The organism is Pseudomonas orientalis, from assembly GCF_022807995.1.
In the GTDB taxonomy this organism is placed as follows: domain Bacteria; phylum Pseudomonadota; class Gammaproteobacteria; order Pseudomonadales; family Pseudomonadaceae; genus Aquipseudomonas; species Aquipseudomonas orientalis_B.
Genome location: NZ_CP094351.1, coordinates 466,774 through 487,848, shown reverse-complemented (window position 1 = coordinate 487,848; position 21,075 = coordinate 466,774). Strand labels below are relative to the sequence as shown.

Below are 21,075 nucleotides of genomic sequence, written 5' to 3'. Positions count from 1 at the left end.
AATATATTGGAAAGAATCATTAGCCAGCTATATTCTTTTTTGCATTGTCGGTCCTGGCAGTCTTTGCTCCCCCGAGGTTCCCGTGAATCCTGCTGTTGCTCCACTTGCCCAACAAACCACGCCGACCGCCATCGATGAAGTGGTGGCGCAGCTCAATGACGCCTACATCGAAAAAGGCACGCCGATGTTCATGCGCACGGTGCTGGCGCTGTTCTCCGGCGGGTTTGCCACCTTTGCCCTGTTGTATTGCGTGCAGCCGATGATGCCGGCCTTGTCCCACGAGTTTTCCATCAATGCGGCGCAGAGCAGCCTGATCCTGTCAGTCGCCACGGCGATGCTTGCCTTCGGCCTGCTGATCACCGGGCCGATTTCCGACCGACTGGGGCGCAAGCCGGTAATGGTCGCCGCACTGTTCTGCGCGGCCCTGGCCACTATTGCCAGTGGTTTGATGCCGAGCTGGGAAGGCATTCTGTTCATGCGTGCACTGGTGGGCTTGTCCTTGAGCGGCCTGGCCGCCGTAGCCATGACCTACCTGAGCGAAGAAATCCACCCGCAGCACATCGGCCTGGCCATGGGCCTCTACATCGGCGGCAACGCGATTGGCGGCATGAGCGGACGGTTGATCATCGGCGTATTGATCGACTTCGTCAGTTGGCACACCGCAATGCTGATCATCGGCGGCCTGGCGCTGATCGCCGCGACCGTATTCTGGAAAATCCTTCCCGAATCGCGCAACTTCCGCGCCAGCAGCCTCAAGCCGCGCAACCTGCTCGATGGCTTCGTGATGCACTTCAAGGACGCGGGCCTGCCGTGGTTGTTCCTTGAAGCCTTCCTACTGATGGGCGCGTTCGTGACGCTGTTCAACTACATCGGCTACCGCCTGCTGGCCGATCCGTATGACCTCAGCCAGGCTGTGGTCGGCCTGCTGTCGCTGGTGTATCTGTCAGGCATCTACAGCTCGGCGAAAATCGGCTCTCTGGCTGACCGCCTGGGCCGCCGTCGCGTGCTGTGGGGCACCATTGTGCTGATGCTCGCCGGCATGACCCTGACCCTGTTCAGCCCGCTATGGCTGGTGGTGCCGGGCATGCTGATCTTTACCTTCGGCTTCTTCGGCGCCCACTCGGTAGCCAGTAGCTGGATCGGCCGGCGTGCGGTGAGGGCCAAGGGACAGGCATCGTCGCTGTATCTGTTTTGCTATTACGCAGGGTCAAGCATTGCCGGGACGGCGGGCGGGTTCTTCTGGCACTTGGGCGGATGGAACGGGATTGGCGGGTTTATCGTGGCGCTGTTGATTGGCGCGTTGCTGGTGGCGTTGAAGCTGGCGAAGCTGCCGCCGCTGGGGCAGGTCTGAAGGTTTCTGGCTTTTAATGTGGGAGGGGGCTTGCCCCCGATAGCGGTGATCCAGTCAATGAATCTGTTGACTGACACTCTGCTATCGGGGGCAAGCCCCCTCCCACATTGGTTTTGTGTTTTATTCGTGATACTGGGCGGACAGTTCATGCACCGCGCGCAGGAAGGCGCCTGCGTGCTCGGGGTTCACTTCCGGGGTGATGCCATGGCCGAGGTTGAACACGTGCCCGGTGCCCTTGCCGTAGCTGGCGAGGATGCGGCCGACTTCGGTGCGGATCGCTTCCGGCTTGGCGTACAGCACGGTCGGGTCCATGTTGCCTTGCAGTGCAACCTGGCCGCCAACGCGACGGCGGGCTTCGCCGATATCGCAGGTCCAGTCCAGGCCCAGTGCGTCGGCGCCCGCGTCGGCGATGCTTTCCAGCCACAGGCCGCCGCCTTTGGTGAACAGGATCACCGGCACCTTGCGGCCTTCCTGTTCGCGAATCAGGCCGCTGACGATCTTGCGCATGTAGGCCAGGGAGAACTCCTGGTAGGCCGCCGCCGAGAGGTTGCCGCCCCAGGTGTCAAAAATCTGCACCGCTTGCGCGCCGGCCATGATCTGGCCATTGAGGTAGGCGGTGACCGACTGCGCCAGCTTGTCCAACAGCAGGTGCATCGCTTGCGGGTTGTCGTAGAGCATGGCCTTGGTCTTGCGGAAGTCTTTCGACGAGCCGCCTTCGACCATGTAGGTAGCCAGGGTCCACGGGCTGCCAGAGAAGCCGATCAGCGGCACGCGACCATTGAGTTCGCGGCGGATGGTGCTGACGGCATCCATCACATAACCGAGGTCTTTGTGCGGATCGGGGATCGGCAGGGCTTCGATATCGGCCAGGGTGCTGACGACCTTCCTGAAGCGCGGGCCCTCGCCGGTTTCGAAATACAGGCCCTGGCCCATGGCGTCGGGGATAGTGAGGATGTCGGAGAAGAGGATGGCCGCGTCCAGTTGGGGGTAGCGGTCCAGCGGCTGCATCGTGACTTCGCAGGCGAACGCAGGATTCATGCACAGGCTCATGAAGTCGCCGGCGTGAGCGCGGCTGGCGCGGTATTCCGGCAGGTAGCGACCGGCCTGGCGCATCATCCACACGGGGGTGACGTCCACGGGTTGCTTGAGCAGGGCACGCAGGAAACGGTCGTTCTTGAGGGCAGTCATGTCGGCATCCGCAAAAAAAGTGCGGGCATTTTCTCAGAGCGCGACGCAAAAGGCACGGAGTGAGCCGTGCCTTTTGTCTATCGGGTCAATTTGTCGCGGACTTAAAAGCGCTGCAAAACAAATGTGGGAGGGGGCTTGCCCCCGATGGCGGTGGGTCAGTCAATGAATCTGGTGACTGATACACCGCTATCGGGGGCAAGCCCCCTCCCACAGTTTGATCCCGTTTCAACTCGGGATTTGCGGTCAGACCTGCAGGTAATCCAGGATGCCTTCGGCGGCGTTGCGGCCTTCGAAGATCGCGGTTACCACCAAATCAGAACCGCGCACCATATCGCCACCGGCGAAGATCTTCGGGTTGCTGGTCTGGTGTTTGTACCGGCCCTGTTCCGGGGCGACGACGCGGCCCTGGCTGTCGGTCTGGATCTGGAACTGCTCGAACCACGGCGCCGGGCTTGGGCGGAAGCCGAAAGCGATGACCACGGCGTCGGCCGGGATGATCTCTTCGGAACCCGGGATCGGCTCGGGGCTGCGACGGCCACGGGCATCCGGTTCGCCGAGACGGGTCTCGACCACCTTCACGCCTTCGACGCGGTCTTCACCGACAATCGCGATCGGCTGGCGGTTGTAGAGGAATTTCACGCCTTCTTCCTTGGCGTTCTTCACCTCTTTGCGCGAGCCCGGCATGTTGGCTTCGTCACGACGATAAGCACAGGTCACCGACTTGGCGCCCTGGCGGATCGAGGTGCGGTTGCAGTCCATCGCGGTGTCGCCACCGCCGAGCACTACGACCTTCTTGCCTTTCATGTCGACGAAATCTTCCGGCGACTTTTCAAAGCCCAGGTTGCGGTTGACGTTGGCGATCAGGAAATCCAGCGCGTCGTACACGCCCGGCAAATCCTCACCGGCAAAGCCGCCCTTCATGTAGGTGTAGGTGCCCATGCCCATGAACACGGCGTCGTATTCAGCGAGCAGTTGCTCCATGGTGATGTCTTTGCCGATCTCGGTGTTCAGGCGGAACTCGATGCCCATGCCGGTGAAGACTTCGCGGCGATTGCTCAACACGCTCTTTTCCAGCTTGAACTCGGGGATGCCGAAGGTCAGCAGGCCGCCGATTTCCGGGTTCTTGTCGAACACCACCGGGGTCACCCCGCCGCGTACCAGCACGTCGGCACAGCCCAGGCCCGCCGGGCCCGCGCCAATGATCGCGACACGCTTGCCGGTCGGCTTGACCTTGGACATGTCCGGGCGCCAGCCCATGGCGAACGCGGTGTCGGTGATGTACTTCTCCACCGAACCGATGGTTACCGCGCCGAAGCCGTCGTTAAGGGTGCAGGCACCCTCGCACAGACGATCCTGGGGGCACACCCGGCCGCAGACTTCCGGCAGGGTGTTGGTCTGGTGCGACAGCTCGGCGGCGGCGAGGATGTTGCCCTCGGCCACCAGCTTGAGCCAGTTGGGAATGAAGTTGTGCACCGGGCACTTCCATTCGCAATACGGGTTACCGCACCCCAGGCAGCGGTGGGCCTGGTCGGCCGAGTGCTGGGGCTTGAAGGGTTCGTAGATTTCCACGAACTCTTTCTTGCGTTGACGCAACAGTTTCTTCTTCGGATCTTTGCGCCCGACATCGATGAACTGGAAGTCGTTATTCAGACGTTCAGCCATGTTAAAACCTCATCAAACTCTTCAGGCGCATATCACTGCGGGTTGGCACGGATGCTGGAAAGCAACGATTTCAGGTTGGCAGCCTTGGGCTTGACCAGCCAGAAACGACGCAGGTAATCATCCAGGTTTTCGGCGAGGTTACGACCCCATTCGCTGCCGGTCTCCTCGACATACTCGTCCAGCACGTGCTGCAAGTGGTTGCGGTAGGATTCCATGGCTTCGCCGCTGATCCGCTGGATCTCGACCAACTCGTGGTTGACCTTGTCGACGAAGGTGTTGTCCTGGTCGAGCACGTAGGCGAAACCGCCGGTCATGCCCGAACCGAAGTTGTAACCGGTCTTGCCCAGTACCGCGACAAAGCCCCCAGTCATGTACTCGCAGCAGTGATCGCCGGTGCCTTCCACAACCGTGTGGGCCCCGGAGTTACGCACGGCGAAACGCTCACCGGCGGTACCGGCGGCGAACAGCTTGCCACCGGTGGCGCCGTACAGGCAGGTGTTGCCGATGATGGCACTGTCCTGGCTCTTGTACACGCTGCCTTCAGGCGGAACGATCACCAGCTTGCCGCCGGTCATGCCCTTGCCCACGTAGTCGTTGGCGTCGCCTTCCAGGTACATATGCAGGCCGCCGGCGTTCCACACGCCGAAGCTCTGGCCCGCAGTGCCCTTGAAGCGGAAGGTGATCGGCGCTTTCGCCATGCCCTGGTTGCCGTGCTTGCGCGCGATTTCCCCGGAGACGCGGGCGCCGATGGAACGGTCGCAGTTGCAGATATCCAGGGCGAATTCGCCACCGCTGGCATCGTTGATCGAGGAACCGGCCATCTCGACCATCTTCTCGGCCAACAGGCCTTTGTCGAACGGTGGGTTGCGGTCCACCTGGCAGAATTGTGGCTTGTCTGCCGGGATGTGGTCGCTGCCCAACAGAGGCGTCAGGTCCAGATGTTGCTGCTTGGCGGTCTGGCCTTCGAGGATTTCCAGCAGATCGGTGCGCCCGATCAGCTCTTCCAACGAACGCACACCCAACTTGGCCAACCACTCACGGGTCTCTTCGGCGACGTAGGTGAAGAAATTCACCACCATGTCGACGGTGCCGATGTAGTGATCCTTGCGCAGCTTCTCGTTCTGAGTCGCCACGCCGGTGGCGCAGTTGTTCAGGTGACAGATGCGCAGGTATTTGCAGCCCAGGGCAATCATCGGCGCAGTGCCGAAGCCGAAGCTCTCGGCGCCGAGGATCGCAGCCTTGATCACATCGAGGCCGGTTTTCAGGCCGCCGTCGGTCTGTACCCGCACTTTGCCGCGCAGGTCGTTGCCGCGCAGGGTCTGGTGGGTTTCGGCCAGGCCGAGTTCCCACGGCGCACCCGCGTACTTGATCGAAGTCAGCGGCGAAGCGCCGGTGCCGCCGTCGTAGCCGGAGATGGTGATCAGGTCAGCATAGGCCTTGGCCACACCGGCGGCGATGGTGCCCACGCCGGCTTCCGCCACCAGTTTCACCGAGACCAGCGCCTGCGGGTTGACTTGCTTGAGGTCGAAAATCAGCTGCGACAAGTCTTCGATCGAATAAATGTCGTGGTGCGGCGGTGGCGAAATCAGGGTCACGCCCGGCACTGCATAACGCAGCTTGGCGATCAGGCCGTTGACCTTGCCGCCTGGCAGCTGGCCGCCTTCGCCGGGCTTGGCGCCCTGGGCCACCTTGATCTGCAGCACTTCGGCATTGACCAGGTATTCAGGGGTCACACCGAAACGGCCGGTGGCCACCTGCTTGATTTTCGAGCTCTTGAGCGTGCCGTAGCGCGCCGGGTCTTCACCGCCTTCGCCGGAGTTGGAACGCGCGCCCAGGCGGTTCATGGCTTCGGCCAGGGCTTCGTGAGCCTCGGGCGACAAGGCGCCCAGGGAAATACCGGCGGAGTCGAAGCGCTTGAGGATGGATTCCAGCGGCTCGATTTCGCTGATGGCCAATGGCGTGTCCAGGGTTTTCACCTTGAACAGGTCACGGATCATCGACACCGGGCGGTTATCCACCAGCGCGGTATAGAGCTTGAACTTGGCGTAGTCGCCCTGCTGCACAGCGGCTTGCAGAGTGCTGACCACGTCCGGGTTGTACGCATGGTATTCGCCACCGTGCACGAACTTGAGCAGGCCGCCTTGCTGGATCGGCTTGCGCGCGCTCCAGGCTTCGGCCGCCAGGGCTTTCTGTTCGGCTTCGATATCGACGAAACGCGCGCCCTTGATGCGGCTCGGCACGCCACGAAAGCTCAGCTCGCAGACTTCTTCGGACAGGCCGATGGCTTCGAACAATTGCGCGCCGCGATACGAGGTGACGGTGGAGATGCCCATCTTCGACAGGATCTTCAGCAAGCCCTTGGTGATGCCCTTACGGTAGTTCTTGAACACCTCGTAGAGGTCGCCCAGCACTTCACCGGTGCGGATCAGGTCACCCAGCACTTCGTACGCGAGGAACGGATAAACAGCCGACGCGCCGAAACCGATCAACACCGCGAAGTGGTGCGGATCGCGGGCCGTGGCGGTTTCCACGAGGATGTTGGAGTCGCAGCGCAGGCCTTTCTCGGTCAGGCGATGGTGCACCGCGCCGGTGGCCAGCGAGGCGTGGATCGGCAACTTGCCTGGCGCAATGTGGCGGTCGGTCAGCACGATCTGGGTACGACCGGCGCGCACGGCTTCTTCGGCCTGGTCGGCGACATTGCGCACAGCGGCTTCAAGGCCCAGGCTCTCGTCGTAGTTCAGGTCGATGATCTGGCGTTCGAAGCCCGGCCGCTCCAGGGTCATCAGCGAGCGCCACTTGGCCGGGGAAACGACCGGCGAGCTGAGGATCACGCGGGAGGCATGCTCCGGCGATTCCTGGAAGATATTGCGCTCGGCACCGAGGCACACTTCCAGCGACATCACGATGGCTTCGCGCAGCGGGTCGATCGGTGGGTTGGTCACCTGGGCGAACTGCTGGCGGAAGTAGTCGTACGGCGTGCGCACGCGCTGGGACAGCACGGCCATCGGCGTGTCGTCGCCCATGGAGCCGACGGCCTCGTAGCCTTGCTCGCCGAGCGGGCGCAGCACCTGGTCGCGCTCTTCGAACGTGACCTGGTACATCTTCATGTATTGCTTGAGCTGATCGACGTCGTAGAACGCCGAACCGTGGTCGTTGTCTTCCATGGTCGCCTGGATGCGCAGGGCGTTCTTGCGCAACCATTGCTTGTACGGGTGGCGGGACTTCAAACGGTTGTCGATGGCGTCGGTGTCAAGGATCTGCCCGGTTTCGGTGTCCACGGCGAGGATCTGGCCAGGGCCGACACGGCCTTTGGCGATCACGTCCTCGGGCTTGTAGTCCCACACACCGATTTCCGAGGCGAGGGTGATAAAGCCGTTGGTGGTGGTCACCCAACGCGCCGGGCGCAGGCCGTTACGGTCGAGCAGGCAGACGGCGTAGCGACCGTCGGTCATGACCACGCCGGCCGGGCCGTCCCACGGTTCCATGTGCATCGAGTTGTATTCGTAGAACGCCCGCAGGTCCGGGTCCATGGTCTCGACGTTCTGCCACGCAGGCGGAATGATCATGCGCACGCCACGGAACAGGTCGATGCCGCCGGTGACCATCAGTTCGAGCATGTTGTCCATGCTCGAGGAGTCGGAGCCGACGCGGTTGACCAGCGGGCCGAGCTCTTCGAGGTCCATCAGGTCGTTGGCGAACTTGGTGCGACGGGCCACGGCCCAGTTGCGGTTGCCGGTGATGGTGTTGATCTCGCCGTTGTGGGCGAGGAAGCGGAACGGCTGGGCCAGCGGCCATTTCGGCAGGGTGTTGGTGGAGAAGCGCTGGTGGAACACGCAGATGGCGGTTTGCAGGCGCTCATCGCTCAGGTCCGGATAGAAGGCGGTGAGGTCCGCCGGCATCATCAGGCCTTTGTAAATGATGGTCTTGTGGGAAAAGCTGCAGATGTAGTGGTCGGTGTCGGCGGCGTTGAGCACCGACGAACGACGACGCGAGGTGAACAGCTTGATCGCCATGTCCTGGTCGCTCAGGCCGTCGCCGGCGATGAACACTTGTTCGATCTGCGGCAAGCGCTCGTTGGCCAGGCGGCCGAGCACGCTGGTGTCGATCGGCACTTTGCGCCAGCCGATCAGTTGCAGGCCGGCGGCGATGATCTCGCGGTTCATGTTCTCGCGAGCGGCTTGGGCTTTGACCGGGTCCTGGTGGAAGAACACCATGCCCACGGCGTACTGCTTGGGCAGTTCGACGGCGAAATGCTCTTTGGCGACAGCGCGCAGGAACAGGTCGGGCTTTTGAATCAGCAAGCCGCAACCATCACCGGTCTTGCCATCGGCGTTGATCCCACCGCGGTGGGTCATGCAGGTCAGGGCCTCGATGGCCGTTTGCAAAAGGGTATGACTGGGCTCGCCCTGCATGTGGGCTATCAGGCCGAAACCGCAGTTATCCTTGAATTCATCGGGTTGGTACAGACCTGCTTTCATAGACACTTTCTCACCAGGCTGCCTCTTTTCTCGAGGCAAATTTCTTTTCAATTCAACCGGTTACCTTCCACGCCGAACGTACGCCGGCTTAGCGGGGGCAAAAGGGAGGTCATTGTACACACCGACACAGACGCTCACAAATTTAGCGACGAAATGTCGCAAATCTATGTCGCATTTATGAAAGGTTTAAAGCGATATGCTGTGCTAGTCAAAACTTTTTTAATTCTGACCGCTACGACTCAAAAGCTACCGTGACGCAGACACCACAAAGCGCGCGGCCTTCAGGGCTGCACGCTGTTGTAGTTTTTTGAGGTGCCGGGAGGGGCGGCCTGGGTAAGGCCGCCGGATCTTCAGCGAGCAGTTGCGAGTTCTTGTTGAACGCTGGCAACAGTGCGAGGCCAAGGTTTACCAGCCTGAACCTTCGCTGGCAAGGCCTTGATGGCAGAATCGGCTGCGGCGCGGCTTGGGAAGCTGCCGTAGGTGATCACGTAGAGCGGCTTGCCGTTGAGCACTTTCTTGAAATAACGGTACTGGCCGCCCTGCTCTTTGACGAACGCCTGGGCGTTGGCCTCGGAGCTGGTGCCGAGGATCTGCACCACGAAGTTACCGGTGGGCTGGCTGCTGTACCAGCTGCTGCCGGCGGCGCCGGTCTTGGCGACGGTGGCGGCAGGTTTTTCAGCAGGCTTGGCCGCGGGCGTAGGCGCCGGAGTTGGTTTGGCAACCGGTGCAGGCTTGGCCGTGGCAACCGTCGGCGCTGGCGTCGGCTTGGCGGCCGGGGCAACGGGTGTGGCGGGCGTCACTGGGGTAGCTGGCGTGCCGGCCGGTACGCCAGCAGGCGGCGCAGTGGTGGTCACGGTTGGCGGCGTGGCGCTGGAGCCTTCCACCGGCACACCGTCGTCACCTTCGGAGATACCACCGGCTTCTTCGGCCAGCGGGCCGCGCATGACAGGTTGGCCGACCATCGGCAGGTTGGTCGGTTGGCCGGAATTGGCGAATTCGACATTCGGCGTGGGCTTGCCCAGTGGCAACTGCGCCTGTTCGGTTGGCGCGCCGGCGGTGGTCGGCGCCTTGCTGCGACCTGGAATCAACCAGGCGGCGGCAACAGCGACCACGACAACGGCGGAAATAGCCAATACGTGCTTCTTAGGCATAGTAAACCCCATCTTTGGACGCTTGACCGCGGAGCGGCTGGCAATCATGGCTTCGATCATTGCATCGCGGGCAACCTGATTGATGTTGCCAGGCCAGCCATCGGAGCTTTCGTGAATATCAGAGATCTGCGCAGCGGAGAAAAGTTCGATACCGGCCCCCGCGCCCTCGAGGCGCTGAGCCAGGTATTCGCGGGTTTCTTCTTCTTCGTACGGCTGCAATTCGATGACGTGAAACAGTTCCTGATCACCGCTGATCTGTTCCAGATCGGCGATCAGCGACGACTCGCCGAACAGAAACACATGGGGACGCCCTTCCGGCGTACCCGCCGCCAGCGCCAGCAACGCTTCCAGGGCGGACTCGTCGAGTTGCTCGGCGTCATCCACCAGCAGATAGACTTCCTGGCCGGTCAGGCCCAGTTGCACCACCTGCTTGAGGATCGCGTTCGGCTCAGCGTTGGCGACATCCAGCGCCTGCGCCACCTGGCGCAGCACGCCGGCCGCATCACCGGCACCACGGGCCGAGACCACGACACTCTGCACCGATTGTTTGTTGGTACTGGCGACCAGCGCCTGGCGCAGCAAGGTCTTGCCGCTGCCCAACGGCCCCGTGACCACCAGCAGCAACTGGCTGTAGCGCGCGAGATGGTGCAATTGTCCCAGTACCGGCTTGCGCTGGGCAGGGAAGAATTTGAAGCCAGGCACCCGTGGAGCGAAAGGGTCATGGCTCAAGTGATAATGGCCGAGGAACGCCTCGTCGGCATGCAAACTAGTCATCGGGATCTTATTAACCTTTAAGCTGGGCCAGGGCGCGGTAATCCGCTCCCAGCGTGGCCTGTAAAATCTCTTTCGGATAATCGTCGGTCACCACCGCTTCGCCCATGTGGCGCAACAGCACCAGCCGCAGCCGACCGTCGATCACTTTCTTGTCTATTGCCATGTGCTCCAGGAAATCCGCCTCGGTCATTTCAGACGGCGGGATCACCGGCAGACCGGCGCGCTGGAACAGACGGATACCGCGATCACGCTCCTGGGCGCTGATCCAGCCCAGGCGCTGCGACATGTCCAATGCCATCACAGTGCCAGCCGCGACGGCTTCCCCATGCAGCCACACACCATAGCCCATGTGGGTTTCGATCGCATGGCCGAAGGTATGGCCCAGGTTCAGGGTAGCCCGCACCCCGGACTCCCGTTCGTCGGCATTCACCACCAGGGCCTTGGCCGCGCAGGAGCGGGAAATGGCTTCGGTGAGTGCCACCTGGTCGAGGGCGCGCAGGGCGTCCATGTGTTCTTCCAGCCAGGTCAGAAAGGGCTCGTCGCAGATCAGCCCGTATTTGATGACTTCCGCCAGCCCTGCCGACAGTTCGCGCGGTGGCAGGGTGTTGAGGGTCGCGGTGTCGATCAGCACGGCCTGGGGCTGATAGAACGCGCCGACCATGTTCTTGCCCAGCGGATGGTTGATGCCGGTCTTGCCGCCCACCGACGAATCGACCTGGGACAGCAGCGTGGTCGGCACCTGGATGAAGTCCACGCCACGCTGGTAACAGGCGGCCGCAAAGCCGGCCATGTCGCCGATCACACCGCCGCCCAGGGCGACCACGGTGGTGCGGCGGTCATGCCGTGCGCTCAGCAAGCCATCGAAGATCAGTTGCAGGGTTTCCCAGTTCTTGTGAGCTTCGCCGTCGGGCAGGATAACGGAGATCACCGAGTACGCCGCCAGGCTGCGGCTCAGACGCTCAAGATACAGCGGCGCCACTGTTTCGTTGGAGATGATCGCCACTTGCCGACCGGCAATATGCGGCGCAAGCAGCTCGGGCAGGTCCAACAGACCTTCGCCAATATGAATCGGGTAGCTGCGCTCGCCTAGATCGACCTTAAGTGTCTGCATGTGTCCCCGCGTTGAAGATGTAGTGACAACCGGTAACGCCTGAATCAGACGTTGCCTGATAACTCTACGCCACACCTCGCAAGGTCATGGCGCGCCGCCGAGAATAGCGCATTTGCGGCCAGGCTTTAACGGGGCGGTAGCCGTTGCAGGCGCTCAAGAATATCGAGTACCACCATTCGAGGTGGCCGTTCATCGGTTTCCACCACCAGATCGGCGATCTCCCGATACAGCGGATCGCGCAGCGAAAGCAGGTCCCGCAGGGTTTTCTCCGGGTTGGCCGTGCGCAGCAGCGGGCGATTGCGATCACGGGCGGTGCGGCCCACCTGCTGCTCAACCGAGGCATGCAGATACACCACCCGACCGCCGGCATGCAGAGCGCGGCGATTTTCGTCGCGCATCACCGCGCCACCACCGGTGGCCAATACCACGCCATCGCAGCCGCACAGTTCGGCAATCATTGCCTGCTCGCGGTCGCGAAAGCCCAGTTCACCTTCCTTATCGAAGATCCATGGGATATTGGCACCCGTGCGCAATTCAATTTCCTTATCGGAATCTTTGAACGGCAGGCGCAGCTCTTTGGCCAGCAAACGGCCGATGGTGCTTTTTCCAGCCCCCATCGGCCCTACAAGAATCAAATTTCGCACAGAATCAACGACTCGCAGCAATCGCCTGGTTATTCATGATACGCGGAGTCAGGAATACCAGCAGCTCGGATTTTTTCTCCGCCCGCACATCGCGCCGGAAAAGGCGGCCAAGATACGGCACATCGCCCAAAAATGGCACTTTATCTACCACTTTGCTTTGGGTATTGGAGAAAACCCCGCCGATGACAATGGTCTCGCCATTCTTGACCAGGACCTTGGCGTTGACCTCGTTTTTCTTGATCGGCGGAACGTCGTTGAGTTTGTTCAGGTAGTCGGGCTCGTCCTTGGTGACTTTGACCACCATGATCACATGATCGTCGGGGGTGATCTGCGGTGTAACCTCCAATGACAGCGAGGCTTCCTTGAACGACACCGAGGTGGCGCCCTGGGACGTGGATTCCTGATAGGGAATCTCGGTGCCCTTGAGGATGCGCGCGGTTTCCTTGTCCGAGGTGACCACCTTGGGCTGTGAGACGATTTCGCCGTTGCCGGACTTTTCCATGGCGGTCAGCTCAAGGTCCAGCAACAGGTTGTCGGTGATAAAGGCCAGACCCAGGCCGGAGGTGCCGGTCAGCGAGCCCAGGTCGACAAAGGGTGAGCTGGGCGGGCCCTGTGCGGGCTGAGCACCGTCTGCCAATGGTTTGGAAATTCCCCCGGCGCCCCAATTGCCGCGATGGAGCCGGCCGCCCCAACGCACCCCCAGGCTTTTGTCGTAATCGACATTGGCCTCTACAATGCGCGCCTCGATCATCACCTGGCGTACCGGGACGTCCAGTTGCGCCACGATCCGCCGCAGTTCTTCCAGGCGCTCTGCGGTCTGGTAGGCGATGATATTGTTGGTACGGTCATCCACCGCCACCGAGCCGCGCTCGTCGGTCGCGCCTTCAAAGCCGGTCACGGACTGGAACAGCTTGGCCAGGTCCGCCGCCTTGGCGTAATTGACCTGCAGCAACTCACGGCGTAACGGCGCCAGCTCAGCCATCTGCTTGCGCGCCTCCAGCGTCAGCAATTCGCGTGCGGCCAATTCATCGGCGGGGGCCACCAGCAAGACGCCGGCCTTCACCCGCTTGTCCAGCCCCTTGGCTTGCAACACCAGGTCCAGTGCCTGGTCCCAGGGCACGTCCTTGAGCCGCAGGGTGATCGAACCCTGTACCTCGTCACCGGCCACCAGGTTCAGGCCCGCGACGTCGGCGATTTGCTGCAATGCCGCGCGCAATTCGATGTTCTGGAAATTAAGGTTCAGTTTGTCGCCCGTATAGCTGGCCAATGGCTTACTTTCGGGCGGCGGCAGATGGATAAGGTCGACGCGATTGGGTACAGCGGCAGCCATCGGTGCCGTGAACGCTATCCATAGCGCCACACCGAAGGACGAGAAAATCCTTTTCATTGTTTGATTCCGTTATGAGTTGACGTTCAATACCAGGGTTCGCGGGCGCTCCAGCCAGATGCCCCTTTCATCGGGAAAGCGCTCGAGCAGTTCCACATGACTGTCTTGAATGGACGTGACCTGACCGTGATCCGGCCCGAGGTAGTCGCCGACCGCCAGCCGATACACCGTTGATCCGGCACGCAACAATGCGAAGCTTTGCCCGCCGCCCGACAGCGTACCAACCATGTCGAACCGGTCGATTGCGATGCCCTCCAGCACCCCACGGGGCCGCGTGGGATCCGGAGCAAGGGCGGGCCGCCCAGGCGTGTGCTCCGGCTGCAAGGCCTTGAGTTGAAACGGGTCGCGCAAGGACGCTGAGTCATAAACAAAGCGCGGCCCCTGGACGACCGTCTGTGGCGCGCGGGCCTCGCGGGACGCACTTCGATAGGTCTTGGCAAGCAGGTCAAGACGCAACAAAGCCCCCTCGGGCCGCAACGCCAGGTCATGCACCGTGACGATAGGCCGCAAGCTACCCAGGGCACTGACGAACGCCGCCAGGTCGTGATAGGCCCCTGTCACGTCAATCTTCAAAGGTTGCTCGATATGGAACGACTGCGGCGCCTCATCCAACACTGCGATGCCTTCGACCCATACGCCCTTGGCAACCGCCAGCCGGGCGATGTCTTCGAGCAAGGCCGGCACTGCCGAGTCACCGGACAACTGTCCCTGGAGATCCGCGACGGTCTCTTCCAGCACCCTGACGTGCTCGGCGTAAACCTCAAGGTCGGCGGCCACACGGGCTTTCTCTTCAAGCTGCTCGCGCAGTACCTGTTCCCGCGCCTCCAACCCGTGCAGTCGCTCCCGCGCAGTCCCAAGGTACGACACCTCCCCTACCAACAGCACCAGGCCGCCCAGCGCGCAGCCAAGCAGGACCCTTGCAGGCCAGGGCCATTTTGCAGCGTTGTAGGAGAGTGCGGAAAAGTCGAGCCTGGACAGGCTCACGGCTGCGCCTCGATGGTTTCCCCCTGGCGCACCATCAACTGAAACTGATGATCGCCGCGCTCACCGCCTGTCTGAACACGTTCGAGCCGCGCGGAATGGCCGCCTTGCGACGCCTCCAACCCACGCATCAACTGGGCGATATCCTGGTTGCTGTCCGCACTGCCACGGATGCTGAGCGTATCGCCGTTCGCGACCACCTCATGCAGGTGAACGCCATCGGGCATCGCGCGAGCCAACTGATCGAACAGCCTGGCGCCGGAAGAGCGAGCGTCGTGCAGATCCTGCATCACCTTCATGCGCTGCGCCAATTGCTGGCTTCGTTCCTGCAGGTCGTCGATGGTCTTGATCCGTGAGTCATGCTCGGCGACATTCCCGTCCAGGCGCACGTTGCGGGTTACCTGCCGGTCTATCGCCTGGTCGATCACTTGATCGGCCAGCCACACCGCCGCGAGCGCGAGGCAGGCGAACGCCAGCAGAAGCCCAAGGAAATACTTGCGACGCCGCTCCGCCAGCGCCCGGCGCCAGGGCATAAGATTGATTCGTGTCATCCAGCGAAACTCCTCAGGGCCAAACCGCAAGCCACTCCCATCCCGTGGGCATCGACGGCCCATTGTGCGCCATCGACTCGATGACCTGGCGTGAAGCTGGCAAAATCCTGACGGCAAGCGCGCTCCAATGCAAATGCTTCGACATCCACCACCCGCGTCACCAGCCCCGCCAGGCCCAGGACCGCCTCGCGCGCCTCGACCTGCTGGCGCAGGCACGCGGCCAACGATACCTCGACCCGCCCCGCTCCCTGGGGTGACGGGCCGCGCACCTGGAAATCGATGGCGACCTCATCCAAAGGGTATGGAATGTACTGGTCGGCCTCCATTTGTATCTGCCAGGCCATTTCCTCGTCGCTGAGGCCTGCATCCATTTCAATCACCCGCGTAATCACCGATGGGCCGGATACCGCCACGGCTGCCTGCCTGGCGCGGCTACGCAGCCGCGACAATGCCTGCTGCAGCGCCCGCCCCGCGCCTTCGAGGTCGAGCACTGTGCCGTCGACCACCGCCTGCGCCGGCAGGCACTGCGTGACACAGCCCTCAATGCTGAAACCCTGCGCCGAACGGCCCAGTTCGATCAGTTTGATACCTTGGTCGTTGATGTCAACGCCGAGGAGGATGTCGTGTTTGCGCCTGAAAAATCCCTTTTCCATAAAACTCCCTGAAGCTTTGCCTGTCTGACCGCCTGGTTGCCTGCGGGCCATGCATTCGGTCGACTTGTTTGAGCCGTGCGAATGACGCCCGGAGGCGAAAATGCTTTAATGCCCAGCGTTTTTTCCCGCTTTTTATCTGCCGCCCGGGTCGATCCATCATTTGCCATGCATGCCCCGACGCGTAACTCTTTCTTTTCTCTGGAAATCCAAAAGCCTTGATTCGTCTGCTGAAGTTTTTCGGGTACTCCATTGTCGCGATCGTCTGCGGGCTGCTGCTCGTACTCAGCGGGGCCTACCTCTACCTTAGTCCGGGTTTGCCGTCGGTAGAGGCCCTCAGAAGTATCCAGTTGCAGATTCCTTTGCGGGTCTACAGCAGCGATGAAAAACTGATCGCGGAGTTCGGCGAAATGCGCCGTACACCGATCCGTTTCGCCGACATTCCGCCCAATTTCATTAACGCATTGCTGTCGGCCGAAGACGATAATTTCGCCAACCACTATGGCGTCGACCCCAGCAGTCTGGTGCGCGCAGCCACGCAGTTGGTAAAAAGCGGACACATTCAATCCGGCGGCAGCACCATCACCATGCAGGTGGCGAAGAACTTCTTCCTCACCAGCGAGCGCAGTTTTTCGCGTAAAGCCACCGAAATCCTGCTGGCGCTGCAGATCGAACGCCAGTTGACCAAGGACGAAATCCTTGAGCTCTACGTCAACAAGATTTACCTGGGCAACCGCGCCTACGGGATCGAGGCGGCGTCGCAGGTGTACTACGGCAAGTCGATTCGTGATGCGAGCCTTGCGCAAATGGCGATGATTGCCGGCCTGCCCAAGGCGCCGTCGCGCTTCAACCCGCTGGCCAACCCGGCGCGCAGCAAGGAGCGTCGCGACTGGATCCTGGGGCGCATGTACAAGCTCGGCAAGATCGACCAGACCGCCTACGAGAGCGCCGTGGCCGAACCACTGAATGCCAGCTATCACGTGCCAACGCCGGAAGTGAATGCACCCTATATCGCCGAAATGGCCCGCGCTGAAATGGTTGGCCGGTATGGCAGCGAGGCCTACACCGAAGGTTTCCGCGTTACCACCACCGTTCCAAGCAACTTGCAGGAAATTGCCAATCATTCGCTGCACGATGGCCTGGTCACCTATGACCAGCGTCACGGCTATCGCGGCCCTGAATCGCGTCTGCCGGGCAAGACCCTGAGCGCCTGGACCACCGAGTTGGGCAAACAACGCTCGATCAGTGGCCTGGAGCCGGCTATCGTCACCCAGGTCAACAAAGATGGCGTGCAAGTACTGACCCGCACCGGCGAGGCGCATGTGGCGTGGGACAGCATGAAATGGGCACGTCCATTCCTGAATACCAACAGCATGGGCCCGATGCCCAAGCAACCGTCCGACGTGGCACAGGTGGGTGATTTGATCCGCGTGCAACGCCAGGCCGATGACAACCTGAAATTCAGCCAGGTACCGGTCGCCCAGGGCGCACTGGTGTCCCTCGACCCGCAAAATGGTGCAATCCGCGCCCTGGTCGGCGGCTTCGCCTTCGAGCAGAGCAACTACAACCGCGCCACCCAGGCCAAGCGCCAGCCGGGCTCGAGCTTCAAGCCGTTCGTCTACAGCGCCGCGCTGGATAACGGCTATACCGCCGCCAGCCTGGTCAACGATGCGCCGATCGTGTTCGTCGATGAGTACCTGGACAAGGTCTGGCGTCCGAAGAACGACACCAACACCTTCCTCGGTCCGATCCGCATCCGCGAGGCGCTGTACAAATCGCGCAACCTGGTGTCGATCCGCCTGCTGCAGGCGATGGGCGTGGGCAAGACCATCGACTACATGACCCGCTTCGGCTTCGCCAAGTCTGATCTGCCGCCGAATCTGTCCCTGGCCTTGGGCACTGCGACCCTCACGCCGATGGAAATTGCCACTGGCTGGAGCACCTTTGCCAACGGCGGCTACAAGATCTCTCCGTACCTGATCGACAAGATTGAAAGCCGCAACGGCGACACACTGTTCACCGCCAACCCGCCACGGGTACCCGGCGATGTGGTCAATGGCGTGGCGGCAACCGATGGCCTCGCCGCGCCGAGTAACGGCGGCATCACCATCGAGCCGACGCCAGGCGCAACGCCTGCCGCAAACGCTCCGGCTCCGGGCGAGCCACAGGCACCGGCGGTGGCCGAGCGCATCGTGGATGGGCGCACCACCTATATCCTCAACAGCATCCTGCAAGACGTGATCAAGAAGGGCACCGGCCGGCGCGCATTGGCCCTGGGCCGTGCGGACATAGCAGGCAAGACCGGTACCACCAACGAATCCAAGGATGCCTGGTTCTCCGGCTACAACGGCGACTACGTGACCACCGTATGGACCGGTTACGACCAGCCGGAAAGCCTGGGTCGTCGCGAATTCGGCGGCACCGTGGCGCTGCCGATCTGGATGAGCTACATGGGCGCGGCATTGAAGGACAAGCCATTGCACACCCAGCCGGAACCGGAAGGCATCCTCAGCCTGCGCATCGACCCGGTCAGTGGCCGCGCGGCCTCGCCAAGCACGCCAAACGCGTACTTCGAGCTGTTCAAGAGCGAAGACACGCCGCCGTCGGTCAACGAGCTGGGCAACGGAGCTGTACCGGGCAGCCCGCTGCCGGCGGATGAAGGCGCGCCGATCGACCTCTTCTAAGTCGCAACACAGTTCCAATGTGGGAGGGGGCTTGCCCCCGATTGCGGGCTGTCAGCCAATGAATCTGGTGGCTGGTACACCGCTATCGGGGGCAAGCCCCCCTCCCACATTTAGAGCTCCACAAGGCTCAATTTAAACGCCGGACACAAAAAAGCCCCGACTCGCGAGAGCCGGGGCTTTTGTTGGTGCGCTACGCAGGCTTAGCCGTTGAACACATCATCCACGCTTTGCAGCGGGTAGTTCTTCGGGTAAGGCTGGGTTGCGACGCCGGTCTCGATGGCAGCCTTGGCCACGGCATCGGAGATCAGGGTGATCAGGCGCTTGTCCATTGGTTTCGGGATGATGTACTCACGACCGAATTCCAGCTTGGCGCCACCGTAGGCGTCGCAGACATCCTGCGGCACCGGCAGCTTGGCCAGTTCACGCAGGGCGTTGGCGGCCGCGACTTTCATCTCTTCGTTGATGCGCTTGGCGCGAACGTCCAGGGCACCACGGAAGATGAACGGGAAACCCAGCACGTTGTTGACCTGGTTCGGGTAGTCCGAACGGCCGGTGGCCATGATCACGTCGCTGCGGGTGGCGTGCGCCAGCTCAGGCGAGATTTCCGGGTCCGGGTTGGAGCAGGCGAACACGATAGGGTTCGGCGCCATCGACTTCAGGCCTTCGGCGCTCAGCAGGTTCGGGCCGGACAGGCCGACGAACACGTCGGCGCCGTCGAGGGCGTCAGCCAGGGTGCGCTTGGAGGACGGGTGGGCGAACATCGCCTTGTACTGGTTCAGGTCGGTACGCTCGGACTGAATCACGCCCTTGCTGTCGACCATGTAGATGTTTTCCAGCTTGGCGCCCATGCTGATGATCAGCTTCATGCAGGAAATGGCCGCGGCGCCGGCGCCCAGGCAGACGATCTTCGCCTCGCCCAGGGTTTTGCCGGCGATTTCCAGGGCGTTGATCATGCCGGCCGCGGTAACGATTGCGGTGCCGTGCTGGTCATCGTGGAATACCGGGATGTCGCACTGTTCGATCAGGGCCTTTTCGATCTCGAAGCACTCGGGTGCCTTGATGTCTTCCAGGTTGATGCCACCGAAAGTGATGGAAATGCGTTTGACGGTGTCGATGAAAGCCTGCGGGCTTTCGGAGTCGACTTCGATGTCGAAAACGTCGATGCCAGCAAAGCGCTTGAACAGCACGCCCTTGCCTTCCATGACCGGCTTGGACGCCAGCGGGCCGAGGTTACCCAGGCCCAGGATTGCGGTGCCATCAGAAATCACTGCAACCAGGTTGCCCTTGCCGGTGTACTTGTACGCCAGCTCGGGGTCGCGGGCGATTTCACGTACGGGCTCGGCAACGCCAGGGCTGTAGGCCAGCGACAGGTCACGGGCAGTGGCAGTGGCTTTGGTGAGCTCTACACTCAGCTTTCCTGGACGAGGATTGGCATGATATTCGAGAGCGGCAGTTTTCAAATCAGACATATCGGCATTCCGCTTTTACTGTTGGTCGACGGACCGCCGAGGATACGCGTGTCGTAAAGCCCCTACAAGACTGGTCAGTCACAGGTGTCAAGGCCCTGCGGCGGCGTACTTTAGTCTAAAGCCACGGGATACAAGGGCTGGAGTGTTCACAATCGCATTAAAAAATGTCTACAATTTTTATTGTTGCGCGGATCCAAGCATGCTCGGATCGGTGATCGGCACCAGCCAACGGGCCTGAGCTTTTTTCACCCCGCCGCGCCTGGCGCGTTCCTGCACCCAGCCACGCGCCTCGATTGTCTTGCCTTGCAGACCATTTAGCATGGCGGCATCGAATAGACGCACCAGATCGGGCGCAATGCGTAATACCAGTGAGCCTTGCAATTCGATCCAGACCCCACCGCGATTGCGTTCGATCTTGCTGACCCGTCCGCTGACCAGAGCGAACCCGGACCGCTTGAGTTGCGCCACGCCGTGTACCGGCGATTGCCGCCAAAGCCCCAACCGCGCCTTACGCGCACTGTTTTCAGCAGCCTGCTGACAGGTGACCAGTTCGACATTGGGCGCGACGCCCACCTGAAACCCCAGGCCCTCAGCCAGCAATTGCGCCTCGAGGTTGTTGCCGTCGGCGCCATACAGGTGGGCCAGGGTTCTGCCGTAGCGATCTTTACGCTCGCGCCCCGGCACCAGCCCGAGACGCCCGTCACTGGCGTCGACCAAAGCCTGCAGACGCTGGCGCGCGGCGACCGCAAACGGCTCGTCGGAGCGGCCCTTTTTACCAGTCTCCGGCGCGTTGATACCGATCATCCGAACGCTGCGGCCGTCCTTGAGGCGCACGGTGTCGCCATCCACCACGCGCTGCACGTGCACGGGCGCCACTGAAGCTGGCGCGGGGCAGAACACCCGGGCCTGGGCGGCGGAAAACCAAATCGCAGGCACAAAAAAGGCGCCCGCAAGGGACGCCTTTTTCAACAGCTGGCAAAAGCCCATAAGGCTT

General features: G+C 61.8%; 14 protein-coding genes. 2 read left to right on the top strand and 12 right to left on the bottom strand.

Annotation, left to right across the window (positions count from 1 at the left end; all coding sequences use genetic code 11):
• Positions 1-130: 130 nt before the first annotated feature.
• Complete coding sequence (locus MRY17_RS02015) at positions 131-1,351, top strand: MFS transporter (RefSeq protein ID WP_431768383.1); 1,221 nt, start codon at positions 131-133, stop codon at positions 1,349-1,351.
• Between the two features lie 120 nt (positions 1,352-1,471).
• On the opposite strand, the gene hemE is transcribed toward MRY17_RS02015, so the two are convergent.
• The 10 genes from hemE to pilM form a co-directional block, all read right to left on the bottom strand.
• Positions 1,472-2,539: a uroporphyrinogen decarboxylase gene (gene hemE, locus MRY17_RS02010; RefSeq protein ID WP_243353204.1), complete on the bottom strand. Its 1,068-nt coding sequence runs from the start codon at positions 2,537-2,539 to the stop codon at positions 1,472-1,474.
• A 243-nt stretch (positions 2,540-2,782) separates the two neighbouring features.
• Positions 2,783-4,201 (bottom strand): FAD-dependent oxidoreductase, encoded by a 1,419-nt coding sequence (locus tag MRY17_RS02005; RefSeq protein ID WP_243353203.1) that lies wholly within the window; start codon positions 4,199-4,201, stop codon positions 2,783-2,785.
• A 32-nt stretch (positions 4,202-4,233) separates the two neighbouring features.
• A complete protein-coding gene (gene gltB / locus MRY17_RS02000) occupies positions 4,234-8,679 on the bottom strand; it encodes a glutamate synthase large subunit (protein ID WP_243353202.1) in 4,446 nt (1,481 codons plus the stop codon).
• A gap of 350 nt (positions 8,680-9,029) precedes the next feature.
• Entirely contained in the window at positions 9,030-10,604 is a 1,575-nt protein-coding gene (locus MRY17_RS01995) for an SPOR domain-containing protein (protein ID WP_191952715.1), read from the bottom strand.
• A gap of 10 nt (positions 10,605-10,614) precedes the next feature.
• Positions 10,615-11,715 (bottom strand): 3-dehydroquinate synthase, encoded by a 1,101-nt coding sequence (gene aroB / locus MRY17_RS01990; protein ID WP_191952714.1) that lies wholly within the window; start codon positions 11,713-11,715, stop codon positions 10,615-10,617.
• A gap of 125 nt (positions 11,716-11,840) precedes the next feature.
• Positions 11,841-12,359, bottom strand: coding sequence for a shikimate kinase AroK (gene aroK, locus MRY17_RS01985; RefSeq protein WP_124356688.1), 519 nt, complete (start codon positions 12,357-12,359; stop codon positions 11,841-11,843).
• A gap of 4 nt (positions 12,360-12,363) precedes the next feature.
• Positions 12,364-13,689, bottom strand: a complete 1,326-nt coding sequence (locus MRY17_RS01980) for a type IV pilus secretin PilQ (protein WP_243353908.1) — start codon at positions 13,687-13,689, stop codon at positions 12,364-12,366.
• Positions 13,690-13,758: 69 nt separating this feature from the next.
• Positions 13,759-14,730, bottom strand: coding sequence for a pilus assembly protein PilP (locus MRY17_RS01975; protein ID WP_243353201.1), 972 nt, complete (start codon positions 14,728-14,730; stop codon positions 13,759-13,761).
• A complete protein-coding gene (locus MRY17_RS01970) occupies positions 14,727-15,278 on the bottom strand; it encodes a PilN domain-containing protein (protein ID WP_181282854.1) in 552 nt (183 codons plus the stop codon). The genes MRY17_RS01975 and MRY17_RS01970 overlap by 4 nt, the downstream gene beginning before the upstream one ends.
• Entirely contained in the window at positions 15,275-15,931 is a 657-nt protein-coding gene (gene pilM, locus MRY17_RS01965) for a type IV pilus biogenesis protein PilM (RefSeq protein WP_243353200.1), read from the bottom strand. Before pilM ends, MRY17_RS01970 begins: the two co-directional genes overlap by 4 nt.
• 218 nt (positions 15,932-16,149) lie before the next feature.
• Between pilM and MRY17_RS01960 the strand changes: the two genes are divergently transcribed.
• Positions 16,150-18,612 (top strand): penicillin-binding protein 1A, encoded by a 2,463-nt coding sequence (locus MRY17_RS01960; protein WP_431768382.1) that lies wholly within the window; start codon positions 16,150-16,152, stop codon positions 18,610-18,612.
• 200 nt (positions 18,613-18,812) lie between these two features.
• Here MRY17_RS01960 and MRY17_RS01955 read toward each other — a convergent pair whose 3' ends face one another.
• Both MRY17_RS01955 and MRY17_RS01950 read right to left on the bottom strand, forming a co-directional pair.
• Positions 18,813-20,081: a malic enzyme-like NAD(P)-binding protein gene (locus MRY17_RS01955; protein ID WP_243353198.1), complete on the bottom strand. Its 1,269-nt coding sequence runs from the start codon at positions 20,079-20,081 to the stop codon at positions 18,813-18,815.
• 177 nt (positions 20,082-20,258) lie between these two features.
• On the bottom strand, positions 20,259-21,068 hold the full coding sequence (locus MRY17_RS01950) for a thermonuclease family protein (protein WP_191955927.1): 810 nt from the start codon (positions 21,066-21,068) through the stop codon (positions 20,259-20,261).
• Between the last annotated feature and the right edge of the window lie 7 nt (positions 21,069-21,075).